This window comes from Streptomyces sp. NPDC047315, from assembly GCF_040643215.1.
In the GTDB taxonomy this organism is placed as follows: domain Bacteria; phylum Actinomycetota; class Actinomycetes; order Streptomycetales; family Streptomycetaceae; genus Streptomyces.
In genome coordinates this window covers 110861-128167 of sequence record NZ_JBEYTZ010000026.1, presented here as the reverse complement: position 1 = coordinate 128167, position 17307 = coordinate 110861, and the positions used below count along the sequence as shown (strand labels likewise).

The 17307-nt window shown below is 70.9% G+C and carries 24 protein-coding genes and 1 pseudogene; 8 read left to right on the top strand and 17 right to left on the bottom strand.

Annotated elements, in window-relative coordinates:
• The 3 genes and pseudogenes from ABZ842_RS27765 to ABZ842_RS27755 form a co-directional block, all read left to right on the top strand.
• Positions 1–636 (top strand): annotated as a pseudogene (locus ABZ842_RS27765) (ATP-grasp ribosomal peptide maturase); the annotation flags it as partial.
• Positions 633–1841 (top strand): ATP-grasp peptide maturase system methyltransferase, encoded by a 1209-nt coding sequence (gene tgmC / locus ABZ842_RS27760; protein ID WP_361542296.1) that lies wholly within the window; start codon positions 633–635, stop codon positions 1839–1841. The pseudogene ABZ842_RS27765 and the gene tgmC, both read left to right, overlap by 4 nt.
• A 199-nt stretch (positions 1842–2040) precedes the next feature.
• Positions 2041–2385: a hypothetical protein gene (locus ABZ842_RS27755; protein WP_361542293.1), complete on the top strand. Its 345-nt coding sequence runs from the start codon at positions 2041–2043 to the stop codon at positions 2383–2385.
• Between the two features lie 148 nt (positions 2386–2533).
• On the opposite strand, the gene ABZ842_RS27750 is transcribed toward ABZ842_RS27755, so the two are convergent.
• From ABZ842_RS27750 to ABZ842_RS27705, 10 genes are all read right to left on the bottom strand, one after another.
• Positions 2534–2962, bottom strand: coding sequence for a hypothetical protein (locus ABZ842_RS27750; RefSeq protein ID WP_361542290.1), 429 nt, complete (start codon positions 2960–2962; stop codon positions 2534–2536).
• A 666-nt stretch (positions 2963–3628) separates the two neighbouring features.
• Complete coding sequence (locus tag ABZ842_RS27745) at positions 3629–4450, bottom strand: hypothetical protein (RefSeq protein WP_361542287.1); 822 nt, start codon at positions 4448–4450, stop codon at positions 3629–3631.
• 136 nt (positions 4451–4586) lie between these two features.
• Positions 4587–5246, bottom strand: a complete 660-nt coding sequence (locus tag ABZ842_RS27740; protein ID WP_361542284.1) for a hypothetical protein — start codon at positions 5244–5246, stop codon at positions 4587–4589.
• Positions 5243–5500 (bottom strand): hypothetical protein, encoded by a 258-nt coding sequence (locus ABZ842_RS27735; RefSeq protein ID WP_361542281.1) that lies wholly within the window; start codon positions 5498–5500, stop codon positions 5243–5245. Before ABZ842_RS27735 ends, ABZ842_RS27740 begins: the two co-directional genes overlap by 4 nt.
• Positions 5497–5763 (bottom strand): hypothetical protein, encoded by a 267-nt coding sequence (locus ABZ842_RS27730; RefSeq protein ID WP_361542278.1) that lies wholly within the window; start codon positions 5761–5763, stop codon positions 5497–5499. Before ABZ842_RS27730 ends, ABZ842_RS27735 begins: the two co-directional genes overlap by 4 nt.
• Positions 5763–6404, bottom strand: a complete 642-nt coding sequence (locus ABZ842_RS27725; protein ID WP_361542275.1) for a hypothetical protein — start codon at positions 6402–6404, stop codon at positions 5763–5765. The genes ABZ842_RS27730 and ABZ842_RS27725 overlap by 1 nt, the downstream gene beginning before the upstream one ends.
• 100 nt (positions 6405–6504) lie before the next feature.
• Complete coding sequence (locus ABZ842_RS27720) at positions 6505–7059, bottom strand: hypothetical protein (protein WP_361542272.1); 555 nt, start codon at positions 7057–7059, stop codon at positions 6505–6507.
• Positions 7060–7062: 3 nt separating this feature from the next.
• On the bottom strand, positions 7063–7983 hold the full coding sequence (locus ABZ842_RS27715) for a hypothetical protein (RefSeq protein WP_361542269.1): 921 nt from the start codon (positions 7981–7983) through the stop codon (positions 7063–7065).
• 119 nt (positions 7984–8102) lie between these two features.
• Positions 8103–8597, bottom strand: a complete 495-nt coding sequence (locus ABZ842_RS27710; RefSeq protein ID WP_361542266.1) for a hypothetical protein — start codon at positions 8595–8597, stop codon at positions 8103–8105.
• Positions 8598–8670: 73 nt separating this feature from the next.
• The gene (locus tag ABZ842_RS27705; RefSeq protein WP_361542263.1) at positions 8671–9171 is read right to left on the bottom strand and encodes a hypothetical protein; all 501 of its coding nucleotides are present in this window, start codon (positions 9169–9171) and stop codon (positions 8671–8673) included.
• Positions 9172–9379: 208 nt separating this feature from the next.
• Between ABZ842_RS27705 and ABZ842_RS27700 the strand changes: the two genes are divergently transcribed.
• From ABZ842_RS27700 to ABZ842_RS27680, 5 genes are all read left to right on the top strand, one after another.
• A complete protein-coding gene (locus ABZ842_RS27700; protein WP_361542261.1) occupies positions 9380–9886 on the top strand; it encodes a hypothetical protein in 507 nt (168 codons plus the stop codon).
• Positions 9883–10446, top strand: a complete 564-nt coding sequence (locus ABZ842_RS27695) for a hypothetical protein (RefSeq protein ID WP_361542258.1) — start codon at positions 9883–9885, stop codon at positions 10444–10446. Before ABZ842_RS27700 ends, ABZ842_RS27695 begins: the two co-directional genes overlap by 4 nt.
• Positions 10443–11045: a hypothetical protein gene (locus ABZ842_RS27690; RefSeq protein ID WP_361542255.1), complete on the top strand. Its 603-nt coding sequence runs from the start codon at positions 10443–10445 to the stop codon at positions 11043–11045. Before ABZ842_RS27695 ends, ABZ842_RS27690 begins: the two co-directional genes overlap by 4 nt.
• A complete protein-coding gene (locus ABZ842_RS27685) occupies positions 11042–11371 on the top strand; it encodes a hypothetical protein (RefSeq protein ID WP_361542252.1) in 330 nt (109 codons plus the stop codon). The genes ABZ842_RS27690 and ABZ842_RS27685 overlap by 4 nt, the downstream gene beginning before the upstream one ends.
• Positions 11372–11471: 100 nt before the next feature.
• Positions 11472–12701: an integrase gene (locus tag ABZ842_RS27680; protein ID WP_361542249.1), complete on the top strand. Its 1230-nt coding sequence runs from the start codon at positions 11472–11474 to the stop codon at positions 12699–12701.
• 40 nt (positions 12702–12741) lie between these two features.
• Here ABZ842_RS27680 and ABZ842_RS27675 read toward each other — a convergent pair whose 3' ends face one another.
• The 7 genes from ABZ842_RS27675 to ABZ842_RS27645 all read right to left on the bottom strand — a co-directional run bounded on the left by ABZ842_RS27675 (position 12742) and on the right by ABZ842_RS27645 (position 17175).
• Complete coding sequence (locus ABZ842_RS27675) at positions 12742–12969, bottom strand: hypothetical protein (protein WP_361542246.1); 228 nt, start codon at positions 12967–12969, stop codon at positions 12742–12744.
• Positions 12966–13514, bottom strand: a complete 549-nt coding sequence (locus tag ABZ842_RS27670; protein ID WP_361542243.1) for a hypothetical protein — start codon at positions 13512–13514, stop codon at positions 12966–12968. Before ABZ842_RS27670 ends, ABZ842_RS27675 begins: the two co-directional genes overlap by 4 nt.
• Positions 13515–13673: 159 nt before the next feature.
• Complete coding sequence (locus ABZ842_RS27665; RefSeq protein ID WP_361542241.1) at positions 13674–13892, bottom strand: hypothetical protein; 219 nt, start codon at positions 13890–13892, stop codon at positions 13674–13676.
• Positions 13892–14944, bottom strand: a complete 1053-nt coding sequence (locus ABZ842_RS27660; RefSeq protein ID WP_361542238.1) for a hypothetical protein — start codon at positions 14942–14944, stop codon at positions 13892–13894. Before ABZ842_RS27660 ends, ABZ842_RS27665 begins: the two co-directional genes overlap by 1 nt.
• A 348-nt stretch (positions 14945–15292) precedes the next feature.
• Positions 15293–15670 (bottom strand): hypothetical protein, encoded by a 378-nt coding sequence (locus ABZ842_RS27655; protein WP_361542236.1) that lies wholly within the window; start codon positions 15668–15670, stop codon positions 15293–15295.
• Positions 15667–16032, bottom strand: coding sequence for a hypothetical protein (locus tag ABZ842_RS27650; RefSeq protein ID WP_361542234.1), 366 nt, complete (start codon positions 16030–16032; stop codon positions 15667–15669). Before ABZ842_RS27650 ends, ABZ842_RS27655 begins: the two co-directional genes overlap by 4 nt.
• A 102-nt stretch (positions 16033–16134) precedes the next feature.
• Entirely contained in the window at positions 16135–17175 is a 1041-nt protein-coding gene (locus ABZ842_RS27645) for a hypothetical protein (RefSeq protein ID WP_361542231.1), read from the bottom strand.
• Positions 17176–17307 lie beyond the last annotated feature (132 nt).

The following is a 17307-nucleotide window of genomic DNA, read 5'->3' as shown; positions in this document are numbered from 1 at the left end:
GGAGCCCTCGACTGCCTGTACGTGAACCATCCGCAACGGAACGCAGCAGCGGAGTTCAAACCGCGCCAGATCGCGGAGGCCGCCCGAGCCGGCCTCCTCGTCCCGGCGACGCTGATCACGAACGACTCCGACGCGGCCCGCGCCTTCGCGAAGGAGCACGGCTCTGTCGTCTACAAGCCGCTTCGCTCCACCACCTACATCGAGGACGGTGAGCACCGCACGATCTGGGTGAGGAAGGTCGACCCCGAGGAGATCGGCGACGGCGTGGCGGCCTGCCCGCACCTGTTCCAGGAGGCCGTGGACAAGGTGGCGGACATCCGGGTCGCGGTCGTCGGTGACCGGATGTTCGCCTCCCGCGTCACCATCCACGGTGACCACCTGGACTGGCGGTGGGACTACGACCGGATCGCCTTCGCACCCGTCGAGGTACCGGATAGTGTCCGGTACGGCATCCGGCGATTCATGAGCGCGCTGGGCCTCGTCTTCGGCGCGTTCGACTTCGGGCTCGACCACGACGGCCGCTGGTGGATGTACGAGATCAACCCCAACGGGCAATGGGCGTTCGTCGACCTGCCAACGCGCACCGCCATTGCCGCAGCGCTCGCCGACGTACTGGAGAAGGGACTCGCCGCATGATCGACCCCGCCCCCGACGGGCACGCAGCCCGGCTGCGTAAGCGGCTCGCCGACCGGTTGACGGCCTCCGGGACGCTGCGGTCGAGCGCCTGGCGGACCGCTGTTGAAGCGGTGCCCCGCGAAGCCTTCGTGGCCGACGGCTTCTTCCGCCGCAGCAACGGCCCGCAGGGCACCATGTGGACCCCCGCCACGCCCGCCGACGACGACGACGCGGACGCCTGGTTGGAGGAGGTGTACGCGGACGAAACACTGATCACCCAACTCGACAGCGGCGTGCACCCGGGCGATGTCGACGGCCCCGTTCCCGGAGCCCCGACCTCCTCCTCCACTCTCCCCGGCCTTGTCGTACGGATGCTGGAAGACCTAGCCCCAAAGGGCGGCGACCGCGTCTTGGAGATCGGCACCGGGACCGGCTACTCCACCGCCCTGATGTGCCAGCGTCTCGGCAGCGACCAGGTCACCTCGATCGAGTACGACCCGGCCACTGCCGCCCGCGCCCGCGCTGCTCTGGCTGCGGCCGGATACGCGCCGCGGCTGGTCCAGGGCGACGGCCTTCTCGGGGACGATGACGGCGCTCCGTACGACCACCTCATCGCCACCTGCGCGGTGCGGACCCTCCCGCCCGCGTGGCTTCGGCAGGTCAAGCCTGGCGGGACGATCCTGACCACCCTGTCCGGCTGGCTCTACGGCTCGGGTCTTGTCCAGCTCACGGTCGGGGAAGGCGGCGCGGCCGAAGGTTCCTTCCTGCCCGGCACGGTCTCGTTCATGATCGCCCGCCCGCACGCAGCCCCTGACCTCGGCGACGTCTCACACCTGCTGCACCAGCCCGGCGACGAGCGCCCAGCCCGCTACGGCCCGGAGATCCTCCAGGACTGGGTGCCCCTCTTTCTGGCCCAACTCGCCGCACCCGCAGCCCAATACCTGTCCACCAAGACGGACGGAGGGCCCTGGCTCGATCACGCCATCGACATCACCAACGGCTCCTTCGCCACCCTGACTCCCGCTGGCGGCGACGGGAAACACCACGTACGCCAGGGCGGGCCACACCGGCTCTGGGACGACGTCGAATCCGCCATCGACATCTGGAAGGCAGCCGGCTCCCCGCCGCAGACCGCATTCTCCTTCACCGCCACACCCACCCGGCAGACCGTGCGTCTCAACACCTCCGGTACCCCCGGCGGGCCGAGCTGGACCCTGCGACTGTGAACGCCACGCCTTCACGGCGGGTCGACAGGGCGAGCGACCAAAACCTCCTGAAGATCAACATCGGTGGTCCCGATGCGGCCTCAGCCCGTCCCCTGGCCGTCGCCGCTGATGGCCGCTCAGCGTTCGGGCGCCTGTCCAGGCCGCGTACCTCCCCGACGGGTTCCCCGGCGATGCCACCACCGGCACGACCGCGCTGACCGTGGCCGGCTTCGGGATCGAGGACGGCCTGAGGCACCCGTTCGCCGCGGTGGCGGGGTTCCTCGTGCCCGACTGCACTCTGCTCGCCGACCGCCGCGGGGCCAGCGTCAGCGTCTGGCTGTACGGGCTGTCCGACCTCTCGTGGGCTGCCGCAGTCCTCACGGACGGCGTTCCGCAGAGCACGGTCTTCCAGAGCGGCCCACGGCGGCTCTGGGACGAGCTGTCCGTCGCGTACCGATGGTGGGACGGCATGGGGCAGCCTGAGATACGGCGGTTCGGGCTCACCGTGGACGGCAACGGCGAGTCGATCTGGCTCGACGACCCCGCCAGGCCAGTTCGCCAGTGACCACGGAAGCTCCGGAGAACCTCCGCCCGAAACCGTCGCCGCTTCCGCCCTGCATCGCCGTCACCTCGGCACTCATCAACCCGAGCGGGGGGCGTCGTCATCGCCCCGTCGCATCGGGCCCACAGCCCGCGCCGCCGGGTGAGCAGCACTACTTGATCGGGTGAGCGTCCAGCCAGTCGACAAGGTCATGAGCGGAGCCGAAGACGTCGTCCCGGTTCGTCAGGGCCGTTATGCCGCCAGCCGCGCCCTGGTCCTTGCCGACCCCGATGCCTTTCTCCATGGTGTTGATCAGGGCGTATGCCCCGGTCCAGAAGTCCGGCCCTACGGACTTCTCCGCGTTCATCGCCTTCCGCAGGTCGCGCGCGGGCTCCATAAGGGCCTGCATCTGGTCCCAGCAGGTTTCCGGCTCCATCTGAAGGCAGCCGCCGTTCTCCACCGCGGCCCGGAACGTCTTCGAGGCGGCCTCGACGGTCACCTTCGCTTCAGCGGACGGCTTCGCATCGGCCGCGTCGGCCGCGTCGTCCGCGTCGTCCGAGCTGCCGCAACCGCTCACCGATACCGTGATCGTGGCCAGCATGAGCGCGCTGACGGTCTTCCCCCATGCGTGTCTCCCCATGACGGAGGATCATCGCACGGCCGCGCGCTGGTCGGCAGTACGCCCCGTGCAGTCGGTGTCCGACTCCACGGGGCGTACTCCAGACGTTCAACAAACCCCGTATGCACGGGGAGTAGATGACAGGTGCGCCTCGCGGTTGATGCTCTCGGGGGCCACCCCCACATACGTGGGGAACAGTGGTGCACCTCGCGAGGTGAGTAGGTGTTTTTCTTCCTCCGGCACGGCGCTTGCGGTGCCCTTGCCGAGCACTAGGCCAGAGGGCTGTACTGGTAGCTGGTGGCCTCCACACGAAGACGGTGACGCCCGTGATCATCCGCTTCCCGGCATAGCCACCCATCCACGGACGTAGCGCCGTTCGGCTTCGCTGTTGCCGAAACGCCTTGGCGGAACGGCCACTTCTGTCCCTCCTGCACCGCACCGGCTCTGACCTGCGGCATCGAGGAAGAAAAACACCTACTGAGTTCTCGGGGACCACCCCCACGTACGTGGGGAGCAATATGGACCACTCGCGTTGATGCAACGACTCTAGGGGCCACCCCCACAGGTGTGGGGATGCCTCGGACGATACTGTCATCGGCCGCGCTGAGGCAACATGGCTCAGGCTGCGGAAGGAGAAGGGGCCGCGCCTCATCCGAGGGTGAGGAGCACACCGTCGGCGCGGAGGTCCGCCGCGGTGCCGTCGACGGTGACTCCGGCGCGCTGGAGCGCGTCGAAGACCGTGTGTGCGTTGTCTTCCGCGTGCAAGCGGGCACGCCTGTCGACTACGTCGGTCGAGCCGTCGGTGGTCAGGTGGTGGTATTCGTCTGCGTCTACGGGATGCCAGCCGGTCGCGGTGAGGGTGCAGGAGGCGTCGTTGGTGGACGGGCTGAAGTGGTATCCGTACCAGGGGTTCTCGAAGCCGATGGGGAGCAGCACGGCGCGGGAGACGGAGAGCGCGGTCCGGCCGATGTGGTGCTGTTCGTACTGCGAGAACTGCTCCCAGCTTTCGAAGCGTACGGCGTATGGGGTGACCTCGGCGTGGACGGTCACGGCCCGGGCGGTGACGAGTACACGGGTGGTGTCGGTCCAGTAGGCGAACGGTTCGCCATCGCTGGCGACGGCGGGGATGCCGTGCTGCTCCAGCCAGGCGGCGACCTCACGCAGGTTGGTGCGCTGTGTCCGGATGACGACGGCTTTACCTTCGCGCATCAGGTTGCAGAGGACGTCCCGCGCGCCGGGGAAGATCGGGCCGTACATCTTCCCGCCCTGCCAGCCCTCGTTGGGCCAGTGCACGACCTTGTCCAGCTTGAACTCGTAGCAGGCGGGGCGCTGCTTCCCGGCGGGCCAGTCGGCGTCGGCCGGGTACATGGCCCACAGGAAGTACGCGGCCCGTTGGAGCTGGGCAGCAGCGGACCGAACGACGGCGCGCGGGAGCTGGGCAGGGTTGGGGAGAGCGGTGGTACGGCGCATCGGGCGTCCTTCGGGTTCAGGGCCGGCGTTCCCCGGGCGCGAGTCAGCGCGGCTACGGCCTGGTGAGCTGGTGGAGAGCGGGTGGGGAAGTCGCTGGCCCGGCAGCATCCGGTGTCGGGCCGGTGCCGGCCGGGCTTCACCGCTTGTGCCCCTTGGGAGCACGCGACTTGTGATGGGCGATGATCCGGAGGTCCATCCCGACCTGCTCGTACGCGGTCATCTCCTGGCACGCGGTGCAGCGGTAGGCGAGGTACCGGCGCAGCGGGTCGGTACGGGACTGCGGGCTGCCCTGGCGACCGCCGGCCATCTCGCCGGGCCCCGGGTCCCCGCACCATCCGCACGACGGGTCGTGGTGGGTGATGACGGGCGCGGCCGTCCAGGGGGACCAGGTGATCGGACGTCCGCCGTGCTCGGCCGGCAGCGCGGCCTCGAAGTACACCGGGATGTCGGGGACGGCTCGGAGGTGGCGGCCGTCCGGCGCGGGCTCCTGCTCGGGCAAGGTGTCGGCGACGCCGGCGGGAACGAGCCGGAGCGCCTCGGGCTCGGGTTCGCCGCGCAGGGAACGGAGGCACGCCGGGCAGATACTCGACTCGGTGACCGGGCCGTCCCACGGCCGCACACCCGGCGCCCGCTCGGCGTCCGGCACGCACTCCAGCGCCACGGCGAACACCGGCACCGCGGGCGCGCTCACGCCCTCAACGCCGATGTGTAGGACGGGGCGGCCCGCGGCGCGCACGATCAGACGACCGGCCCACTCAGGCCCCCCGGCCGGCGCCTCGACGGCGAGTGCGCTCACGGGCGCCTCCCCAACTCGACGCCCTGGAGAGCGCCGGTTACGGCGGCCCACATCGTCGCCATCGCCACCGCCGTGACGCGCTGCGCCTCCGCGTCGTCGGCCTGCTCGCGCCAGCCGCGGGCCGCGGCGCTGAGACGTTGCGACTCGAGCTCGTGCGCCCGCCCCCGACGGGCCTCCGCCTGCTTGTGCGCGTCTTCGGCGCGCGCCGCCCAGCCAGCGGCGCGGCGCGCGGCGTCGGCCGCCGTCGTGCTCATCGAGGACGTCCCACGAGGAGCGGCACCAGGGCGCCCGTCTTGAGGTTCAGCAGGTGCTGCGTCCGCCGGGCCGCGTGGATGGTGCGCCGGGCGAGACAGAGAACTCCGGCCGGGACGTGGCACGTTGGGCACCCCACCGCGTAGGCGCCGTGCCGGAACCGTGCCGCGGTCTTGTGCGCGGCGTCGTGTGCTGCGTCCGCGGCCGGGGACGGGACGAAGGCCCGGTAGGCGGCGCCCCGTTCGACCGTGGCTTCCCTCGCCATCACGCACCGGCCTGGTCGGACGTGGGCACGGTGATGTGCGGGCGGGCGTCCTTCCGCACGACTTCGTCCAGGCGGTACGGCCACACCCCCTGGTCCGCCATGGCCCCCCGCCGGTAGCGGGCCTTGCCGCGGCCGGGGTCGGCGGTGTCACCCCAGGCGATGGGGAGGGTGAGGGTTGCCGCGGGGCCCATGTCGGGCAGCACGAACGTGCCAGGGACGGCAAGTATGGTGCCGCGGTACGGGCCGTCCGTGAACCTGGCGGAGAAGCGGTACGAGGAGCTGTCGACTTCGCCCGCGAGTTGCCTTTCCAACTCATCGGACCAGGCCAGGACCTCGCAGGCAGTTGGCGTCGGGTCGAAGCCGAGAACGGCCCGGAGCGCAGCGACCGCGGAGAGCAGCTCGTCGTAAGCGGCGAGGGGGAAGCTGTCCTCCCAGCGGTCGCGCAGGAAGGAGCACGCCGCCTTGTCGGCGACCTCGGCCAGCATGATGTCGATGACGTCGTGGTCGAGTGGGCCGGCGGCACCGCCTCGCGCGTAGGTGGAGGAGACCAGGTCGAGCAGATGCTCACGGCTCACGTTCGCCGGGGTGCGCGCGGCGCCCTGGACGTCGTCCTGGAGGGGCGTGCTCTGCGTGCTGCTCACGGAGGGGCATCTCCTAGCGGAGTAGGGGAGCGGACAGTCCGGCTCTGCGTTTCAGTACGTATGCCGGGCGATTCCGTTACGGTCTCCGCGTTTCCGCTGGTCATCGCCGTGCGAGTTCGACGACGACGAGCGTCATGCGGGCGAGTCCGGTGGTGACCGGCGCCCCCATGACGGGGATCGGGCCCATCAGGAACTCGTGGCTGTCGTCCGGCAGAAGCCCTCCGTCGGTGACGAGCCCGTCGACGTAGTGCTTCGCAGTGGGGGCCCAGTTGCCCGGGTCGCGCTTCCGGGAGAGCGGTCGCGGGTGCAGAACGTAGAAGATCGCCGCCCGCTCGAGGCGGGGCAGCAGCCGCACCGCGGCGGTGTTGGCGGCGTCCGCCCGGAGCCGTTGACGGATCCGGTGCACGGCCATGTGGTGGAGCCTCTGGTTGCTGGTCAGCAGCTCCTCGGCGTAAGGCATGAGCAGCGTCCAGTGCCGCCCGGGGGCGGACAGCATCGCGAGCAGCGGTTCGATCGCGGGCGCGGGCGGGGTGGACGGCGGCCCCGGGCGCGCCGCTGCCTTCCTCCCGCGCTTCTCCGACGCGGGGGCGGCTGGTTCGCCGCGGCGCCGGGCCATCAGGGCGGTGTACTGCGCCGCGGTCATCCTGGCCGCCAAGGGTCACTCCTCCAGAGCAGCAGTTCCGGCTTCGGTCAGTCGCCAACAGTGCCCGTGGTGACCCGTTTCCGTCGCCGACAACTTGTCGTCGGCCACAGCCCACCCCTTCTTCTGGAGCTTCCGTACCGCGGCATCGACCTTGCGGCCGAGAGCGCCGCCGCGCGTTCCGCGGCTGCGTTGGCTGATGTCTCGGACTCCCGGTTGACTGCGGGCAGGGCGCAGAGTGAAGACGACGCCGGAGGCGATCAGTTGCAGCAAAGCCGCCTCGGCTTCCGTCGGTGGGGCCAGAGCCGTGAGGGGGCGCACCTTGCCCGCGTACTCGATGCACCGTCTGCACGTGGGCGGCACCTTGAGCGGCTCGCCCAGGTGCAGCGCGTTGGTGCGGGCCGCCAGCTCGCACAACCCCATGCCGGCCTTGTGCAGCCGGGACCGACCCGAGAGCAGGTCGACGCCGGCCGTGACGTGCCGGAGCGCCCCTCTGACACCGGTGTGCCGGGTGTTCGCCCGCACGGTGAAGACGACGGGCGCCACCCCGGCGATCAGGGCCCAACGCTGCTGCTCCGCCTCCAACTTGGCCGCAGCCTGCGCCTCGCGCTCTTGACGCCGCGCTTCCTCGGCCGCGCGGGCCTTCACGACGCTCTCCGGCAGCGCCGGGTCAAGGCCGCGTTCGTCGGCGGCAATCAACATGAACCCGTCCACGGAGGGCACACCGCGCAGGCCGGGGAAGGGGCGCCCGAGTACAGCCGTGCACCAGGAAGCGCCGCGGCGGCGGACCACGTCTTCCATCCGGGCGATGCTCTGCGCGCCGATGGGCCCGCGGCCCCTCACCCGGGCTTCACGGAGGAGGTCCGCGTACTGGGGGTACGCAGGTTCGGGGTCGGGTTGCTGCGGCAGCAGAGCGGTGACGACAACGCGACGAGGCATCGTGGTAGTCCCCTCCTTCGGGTGACCTGGATACGTGGTGTAAGTGCGGTACGGATGTGCGGCGTTGGGGCTACTGCTCCTCGTCGCCATACACCTCGTCAACGAGGGCGCGGCGCCCCTTACGCAGGAGCTGCGCCGCCTCCAGGAAGCTCGCCTGTGCCTCGGCTTCCTTCCAGTCGCTGCTGAATGGAAACGACTGTGACGCCCCCGTCGGGGTGGCGGTCGAGTTTGCCCTCGTCGACCAGTGCGCCGATGCGCTGCTTGGAGATCCCTCCGAGCATGGCTCCGGCGACGCTGTAGCTGACGTTCTCGGCATCAGGGTGTCCAATACTCATGGCCACCACGCGGCCGAGCGGGGTAGCCCACCACTTGTCAGGGACCTGCGCCTCACCGGGAAAGAGCACGTTCATGATGCTGATGACCTCGCCCGCCACCTCACTGTCATCCTCACTCTCCAGGACGAGAGCAGCAGTGCGTGCATGGTTCTCCAGACGCCACTTGACCTCCAAGAACGTCTCCAGGAAGTCCGGTCCAAGTAGCGCGTTCAGGTTGAGCGCCGGGGCCAGGGTCTCCTCGAAAATCTGTCGGCTCAAGGGGGTGTGGTCGATGGACATGCTGGCCTCCTCAGGGTTGACGGGAAGAGTCAACCACCGCAGCCCCACCGGGAGCGGTAGCCCGGGGCGGGACTCACCAGTCGCGTGTGGGTTTGTTCGCTGCGTGGGTGAAGGCGTCGAGGAGGTGGTCTGGGATGCGGTAGCCGGCGACTTTGCCGAAGCCGGGGCCTTGGGGGATGACGGGGAGTTCCATGTTGGTGGGCCACCAGCCGTGGCGGGCGCCGTGTGCGACGGTGGTTTTGATGGGTCCGCTGTGGCCGCGGAGGCTGGTGGTGGTGTCGTTGCGGAGGTCGTCGGCGCTGACGTATCCGCCGCGGTTGGCGGCTTCCTTGACGATGCGGCGGGCGCGGGTTGGTAGGGCGAGGTAGAGGCGTTCGGCGCGTTCCTTGGTCCAGGTGGTGTCGATGTGGACGTGGGCGGCGTGTTGGGCGAGGAGGTCGAGGAGTTGCTTCTGGAAGGCGGGGTCGGGATCTTCGATTCCGATGGTGATCTTGATTGGGGCCTCCGTTACAACAGACGTGGATAGACGAGAGTTGACGTGTTGAAGGGTGTCACGCCCGTGCTCGTTTCTCAAGCGTCTATCCGGGTCTATGTAGACGAGGGGGTGTGCGGGCCGTGCGGGCGCGCCGGCGCGGTGGCTGCCGTTGCGGGCCTTCCCGTCGGCCCGTTCGCTCTAGGATCGACGATCGAGCGTGCGGGAAGGCGTGCGGAGGCGCCGCCGCGGTGCGTCTTTTGGGTGTTTCGGGGGATCAACGGGTCTGGCTCCGGATAACGTATATTCTATGGAGTCAGACTTCGCCGCTTCCGGGGCTGTTCTCGACCGTCCGCTCGTCCTGGCCCCGAGCGGCGACCCGAGCCCCGTCGAGCAGGCCGTCGCCGACAGCATCGCCGGCGACCACCCGCCCGAGACGTTCCTCTACCTCGTCTTCCACCGGCCCGACGGCGGCGCCCGCGTCTGGTACGCCTGGACCGCCGGCGGGCACCCGCTTGGGGACGACATCGACCGCCGGGCCCTGGCCGCCCCGTTGGACGCCGCCGACTGGCTCCACTACCTCGCCCGCCACGTACAGCGGAGCACCCGCGGCCGGGTGCAGATCGACGCCCACCCGCTGCGCCCCCTCCTCGCCGACCTTCAGGCCGGTGTCCGCGCGCCGGACCACGAGCGGGGCACGGTCCGCCGCATGATCGAGCTGGCCGCCGACCTGACCGGCCAACCCCGCCCCGCAGAGCGCCCGGTGCGCTGGGTCGGCGTCGGCCCCGACCTCCTCACCCGGAAGGCACCGCAGTGACAGCAGCACCTCCCCCCGAGCCCGCCACCACCACCCCACCGCCGGCGCCCGCCGCCGGGGACCCGGCCGACCCCCGCGCCCTCGCGCTCGCCCGCCGACGCCACCTCGTCCACGCCCGCACGACCCGGATCGTCCACGGCAAGACGGTACGCGGCTGGGACGAACTGACCGACCGCCAGCGCACCGCCAAGATCGCGGAAGCCGCCGACTGGATCAGCCACGCCTTCCAGGCCGACCTGCTGGAGTACGAACACCAACCAGCCCCCACCCCAGAGCAGTTCGCCGCCATCGAGACCTTCCTCGGCCACCGCGGCGCCGAGATCGACACCGCCCTGCGCGTCACCACCGGACCCGCCGCCGCCATCAAGGCCGCCAGGGACCACCAGTACCGGATCCAGCAGAACCTGATCACCCTCCAGATCTACCTGGAACCCGAGCCCGACACCGGCCGCACCCCCCGCTGGACCCGCGTCGCGCAAGCGGCGTGGGCCGACACCCTCCGCTGCGCCGAGCAGTACCCCAACCACCCCGACTACGCCCCGGAGACCTGGACACCATGACGGACAGCACGGAAACCACCACCCCGCCGGAGCCCGGCGACCCCGCGGAGGAACCCGCCGCCGGGGACCCGGCCGACCCCCGCGCCCTCACGCTCGCCCGCGAACGCCACTTCGACGTCGCCGAAACGGCCCACATCCTCCACGGCACGACGGAGCTCGGCTGGGACGAGCTGACCGACGACCAGCGCACCACCAAGATCGCCGAAGCCGCCGACTGGATCCGCCACGCCTACCAGGCATGCCTGCTGGAGTACGAACCCCGACTCGCCCCCACCCCAGAACAGTTCGCCGCCATCAAAACCTTCCTCAGCCAACGCTGCGACGAGATCGACACCGCCCGCCGCGACCACGCCGGGCCCCTTGCCACCGCGCTCCACACGGCCACCGAAGCCCACCAACGGCGGATCCAGAACAACCTGGGCACCCTCCGGAACTTCCTGGAGCCCAACCCCTACGGGGAACTCGAAGGCAACTGCGACCTCGAAGGCCGCATCCCGGACTGGACCCCCATCGCCCAAACCGCCTGGGACGACACCCTCCGCTGCGCCGCACAGTACGCCGACCACCCCGACTACGCCCCGGAGACCTGGACACCATGACGGACAGCACCGACCACGACGCGGCCCAGGTCGAGTACGACAACCGCCGCCGGCAGAGGGCCGATCTCGCCCACATCGCCACGTACTACGCGCTGGAGAGCCGCCTCGGGATCCGCGTCGCCCTCGGGGGCCGGGTCCGTCACGAAGGGCGTGAGGGCACCATCGTGGACACCGCCGGGCAGCGCCTCAAGGTCCTCCTCGACGGTGACGAAGCGCCCTCCATCTGCCACGTCACCGCGGGCATGGCCTACGAGACCCCCACCGGATGGGTCACCGCCACCCCGATCCCAGACCCCTGGGCCACACAGACGAAGGCCCCCCGTTGACCGAACACAGCCCCTCGCACCACGCGACCGTCCAGGGCCCCTTGCCGCGGGGTCCGTTCCGCGCCGAGGCGGACGCCGGCCACGGCCCCGGGGTATCGGCGTGACCCCCTCAAGGCCGGAGCCGGTCGAGGAGGAGATCGTGGACGGGGAGGAGGTCGCCGACTGGCTCCCGGCCATCGCAGCCCCCCGCGGATGGCTCCCGACCATCACCGCTCGCGGCACGGTAGCCGCCCTGGGCGACGACGACGGCGAGGACGAGGAGCCGGACCCGGACGCGTGGCTTCCGCCCGAGGCCGAAGAAGACGTGCGGGCCGGCATCCCCGACTCTACCGAGCAGGCGTACGGCGGCGACATGCTGCGGTTCGCCCAGTGGTGCGTGACGGTGGGCCGGCGGTCGATGCCGGCCGCGCCGCAGACCGTGACCGCGTACCTGTCGTACCTCAAGCGCACCCCCCGGGAGGAGACCGGACTGCCCTACAGCCCGCGCTCGATGGACCGGGTCATCGCGTCGATCCGCTCCTCGCACCGGGCCGCCGGCTTCAAGCCGCCGGACACGATGGGCGCCCGGAAGGTGGTGCGCGGCTACCGGGCCAAGCTGTCGAAGGACCTCGACCCGCGCGCCGAGCCCCGCAAGGCGTCCCCGGTGGACCGCGAGGTCCTCGCCGAGGCGCTCGCCGCACTCGACCGCACCACCCTGGTCGGGAAGCGGGACGCGGCGCTGCTGCTGCTCGGGCACGCCCTGTTCTCCCGCGGCAGCGAACTCGTCCCGCTGAACTGGCCCAAGAGCTTCACCAGGCTCCCCGAAGGCGGGCTGAGGGTCCGGGTGTACCGGAAGAAGGCGAAAATGTGGCAGAAGGTGAAGGTGCCGCTGGACCCGGACCCGGACCTGTGCGCGGTACGCGCGGTACGGGCGCTCGCCCGCGCCCTGGCCAAGGAACTGGCCGGCGAGGGGCGTACCGAGTACCCGCTGTTCCAGCGCATCGACCGGTACGGCTACCTGGCCCCGCCGATGACCCGCCACGGCAAGCCGATCGGAGACCCCACCGGCCGGATGACGGAAGACGCCGCCTCCGACCTCGTCGAACGCGCCATCCGCCGCACCGGCCGCGCAGGGAAGTGGACCACGCACTCGCTCCGCCGCGGCGGGGTGAAGTCCGCGCGCGCCGCGGGCGCGGACATCGTCGACATCGGCCGCCACGGCGGCTGGAAGGACGGCTCGAAAGCCCTGATCGGGTACATCGACGAGGAAGACAGCCAAGGCGCACGGAACCCGCTCGCGAAGATCGCCGAAGCCGCCCAGAAACAAGCCGAGCGGAAGGGACGTCAGTGACCCGCCGTAGGGCGCACTACCGTTGCTGGCCGGCCGGTCCTCACGTACTGGTGCTGTCCGCGGCGTAGGCGCGTAGGGCGTTGAGGAGTTTCCACCCGGCCTCGCTGGTGTCGAGCCAGCGGGGGCGGGCCTCGACGAGGTCGGCGGCGAGCGCGCGGGCCTGGGTACGGAAGCGGGGGGGAAGGGGATAGACGTCGAGGGTCACGTACGGGCCGTTCACCCATCCGCGCTTGTGGTACTTCGACTTGCCGACTCCGGCCGCGGTCATGATGTACCGGTCGTCCGCGACCTCCATGGGGTCGCTCGGATGCGGGCGACGGCGTCTACCTCGGCCGCGAGCCGGGCCCGGGCTTGGGCGAGTTTCGCTTCGGCCGCCCGCCTGGCGGCCCGGGTGCGGTCCAGGGCCGCGGCCTGGCGCTGCTCGCGCTCGGCGAGCTTGGTCACCAGCGCCTCGTAGTGCGCGGCTGAGTCGGCGGCGATCTGCGTGCTCGGCCGGTGCGGCCGGTTGTCCCCGCCGCCGCGGGGTCCCACCGGCCTGTTCAGCTGGATGCGGGCGAACTCGATCAGTTCGGCGCGGACCACGTACTTGGTCCGTTTGCCCGGCGCTCCCGCGAGGAGGACGAGCGGCGGGAAGTTCTGATGGCGGGCGGCCCAGTTGGAGACGGCCGAGCGGGTGACACCGACCAGGTCGGCGCCCTCGGAGAGGGTGACCAGTTCGTCTGCGCGGTCCCGGTACTCGGGGCGGAGCCAGACCACGCCGGCGCTGAGGTCGTTCGGCATGTCCGGGGCGGGGGGTGGGGTTTCCTCGTGCATCTGAAGTCTCCTCGATCGCCCAGAGCAGGGGCCGGCGGCCTTCGCCTGACTGCGGCTCCCGGCACCGCCGGGCGCGGGTACGCGCGCGCCGGGCGGTGCCGCTGTTGTGGCCCCTTGACCTGGGAAAGTTCTACAAATTCGACCGGAAGTGAGGCGGTCTCAGTCCGCGTCGGGGTCGGTGCATCCGGTGTCGAGTTGGAGGTAGGCACGCTGGCCTCCGCTGTACTTCTGGGCGGTGGTGGTGCGGAACTCGGCGTCCAGGACGTCGAGGACCTTTCGGATGGTTGCCTCGTCGCCGCAGATCCGGATGTCGGCGATCCCGGGCAGGTACCTGCGCTCTTCGCGCTGGGGGCGGGCGCGGCGGGCGCGGGCGGCCATCAGTGGAAGCTCACGCGTGCGACGACGGCCAGGAGTTCGCCCGCGTCCCCGGCGGCTGCCAGAGCCCCGGGGGCCTCGGGCTCCTTTACGGGCCCGGCGACTAGGACGTGCTGGACGCGGTCGAGGAGGTCCCACCAGTGTTGCGGCAGGGTGACGGTCTCGGCGGCCCGCCACAGTTCGATGTCGTCGTTCCCGTCTGGGCCGATGTGGACCAGGCCCTGTAGGGAGCGGTCGGAGATCCGGGCGCGTACCCGCCAGCGCGGGTCCATGTCCGGCATCCCGTGCAGGCCCCAGTGCTCCCAGTCGGTGCGGGCTTCCAGGTCCTCGATCCCGGCGTCGTCGGTCTCCGGGTACAACACGAGCATCGGCATCGGCTGGCCGTCCGGCGCGTCCGTCTTCATCAGCAGCACGCCGTAGTTCGGAGCCAGGTAGTAGGTGTCGACGTCGTCGCCCAGGTCGAGGTCGTCGAGCGTGACCACCTTGATCCCGGCCGCGCGGAAGGTGTCCATGGGGTCGGCCGGCCGCTGCCTCGGCGGTGCCGTCGCCAGCTTGTCGACGAGGTCGGCGGGGAGAGGGGTGCCCATCGCCCAGTGGTCGAGCGCGTCCTCCAGGAGGTCGGAGGCGGCCTCGTCATCCATCGCCTCCACGGCGGCCAGGGCTGCGCCCCGGTCGCCTTCCCCGGCGTTCGCCGCCCGGGCCAGTGGGGCCCATGACCGGGAGGTGGACGAGGCGAACGCGCCGGGCCTGATGCCCGCGAGTTCGCCGTAGACGGCTCCGGCGAGCGCGGCGAGGGTCGGGCGGTGTTCGGTGCGGAGTTTCTGCGCCAGCGACGTCTGGCAGGGCTTGCAGGCCGTCCGGCACGCGGCCACCAGCCGCGCGGCGAGGTCGGTGTCGAGTTCCTTGCCGGCGGCGTACGGGAGTTCCCCGAGGCCGGTCATGTCCGGCAAGGGCTCGTGGGTGTGAAGAGTTCCCGCGGCTGCCGATGCGTGCGAGGCCCCGGCGCGCTGCGCCTTCCTCTTGGCGCGCGACTTCTTCCCGTGCTTCTTGACCACAGCATCTCCCAGTGGCGTGCAGCGGTTACCCATGACCCGGTGCACGCGCGGAGAACGTGGTGCTGCGCGGGCATACCGAGAGGTTGGTGGTGCTGTCCGCACTGATGCGCTGGGACCTTCCTGGTCCTGGCACCTTCGCCTCAGATCGCTCCCAGTCATGGGCTGAGGCCGGCTTGGGCCTGTGCGTGGCCGTGCACTCGGCACGATACCCGGCGGGCCCGACGGTGGTCTCCTCAACACGCGAAGCTGGCTGAAAAAGGAGCGCGGGAGTACGCCTGCGAGCTGCGCGGGCTACTGGGATCGGGTCGAGAGCGGGCGCTCTCGGTCACGCCCGTCCCGACGGGCGGGTCAGGCGGAGAAGGTCCCGCCGGGGGCGGTCGGGCCCGGCCGGTCGAGAGCCGCTAGGGCGTTGTCGAGGTTGTGGAGTGCGGTGCGCAGCATGAACATGGCTCCGCCGAACGCGAGCCCGGCTTCGCCTGTCGTGAGGAGGTCGGCGGGCGTCGCGGTGAACGCCCGGGAGACCCAGCGGGCAGCTGCTTCGTCCTCGTCGACGTACTCGGAGGACTCGAGCGCGGCGACGGCCGCGGGGAGTTCCTCGGTGCCCATCGGCCCGAAGTCCTTCACGTCGCGGGCCATCTCGACGACTTGCGCTGCCGTGGTCTCGAGGTTGTGGCGTGCCTTCACTACGGCGGCGGTGCCGGGGCCGAGGAGGTCGTCGATACTCACGGGCGGAGGTCCTCGTCGGTCGCTTCGGTCAGCGGGCCGTAGTGGTAGGCGAGCTGCTGCCAGGGCTGGGGTTCCCCGGCGCGCGCCTCGTGCTGGGAGGGGGAGAAGCCGGCCATGCGCCACATGCCGCGGTGGGGGCCGGTCTTCAGCCGGCGCCATCGGTCGAGATCACCGTCCAGGACCTCGATGGGGCCGTCGTCTCCCGGGTCGTTCTGGTCGAAGGGGGACCAGTGGTTGCGGTCCGGGTGCGCCTGCTTCCGCTCCTCGAACGCGGCGACCTGCGCCATGACGTCGATGCCGGCGGCGGGTGTTTCTCGTACTCGCTCAAGGTCGTACGCGTCTGCAAGGGAGGTCAACGCCATGGGCAGCAGCGTACTGGGGCGGGCCGGGGCGTGGTGCTCGTTCTCGGCGACGTCCAGCCGGGGAGGGCCCTCACGGTGTCGGGCACCGTGGTTCCCGCTCCTCTACCGTGGCTGGCCGCGCCGCGCGGTCGCCCTACGCGGTGCCTCTGCTGCCTGGCGCTGCGCGAGGAGGGTGCGGCGCATCGTCTCCCACCTGGTGGGGACCAGGTCCTCCTCGGGGACGCCGGCGGCGTCCTGCTTGATTTGCACGGCGTCTGCGGCCTTCTTGTACCACTTGCTGATGCCGCGGCGGGTGATCGGTACGCCGGCGTCGGGGTGCGGCGGGGTCGACAGCCACAGGTGCCTCGGGGCTCCGCCCTGAAGCCGTGCGACTAGCCTGTTCCGGCGCTCCAGCCAGTCGACCAGGCGGCGCGCGGTGTCCGGGGACAGGGCGGCGATCTCCGGCTCGGGCATCCGTCCGCGGAGTCCGCCCTGGGGCTGGCGGATCAGGGCGAGGGTGCTGGTCTCCTCGGTCAGCGTCAGGTCGTCGAGCAGCATGGACTCCAACTCTCCGAGGCGCGGGAGGGCGTCGCGCATGACGCCCCACATGGCCAGGCTGCGCACGATGGTGTCCGGCCGGTCTGTCTCGGGCCAGGAGGCCGCGTCGTCCTCCAGGTGCTCGGTGATGAGGTCGCCGAACCGGGGCGAGACCGTTGGGCGGAGCGTCATCGGCGGCATGTCGGGGGCCTCGAACGGGATCCGGGCCTGCCGGGCGAACGCCTCCAGGCAGTAGATCCGGATGCGCTCGGAGGCGTCGACGCTGGCGGGGTTGGACACCGTCCCCATGGTCCGTAGGAATCCGCCGCGCCCGAGGAGCAGGTAGGCGTGGACGGCGTCGGGGGCAAGGAGGTCTTTGAGGGAGTCGCTGGCGGTCTCCGAGAGCCCGAGCGGAAGCGCTATCGCGAGTTCGGAGGCGACCCATTCGAGCTGCTGAAGGCGGCTGTCGGACATGACGTCCTTGGCCTTGCGGTTGACCGTGCGGAACACGTCGAGGACGCGCTCCAGCTCGAGGACTGCGGTCGCGGTTGAGGGGACGGCGGTGAGCGCGGCCGTGGGCGTCGAGCGGTCATCGCTGGCGCTGAGGTGTTGGACGAGCGTGCTCATGCCCTAAATACTGCCGCCTCCTGCCGCTGCTCGATGCAACATCGCCGTGTTAGTTCGATTGCATCGGTGCGCCGCGGCCAGATCTCGTTGGTCGGGATCGGAGCGGCGGGCCATCGCGGGATGGCCCGCCCG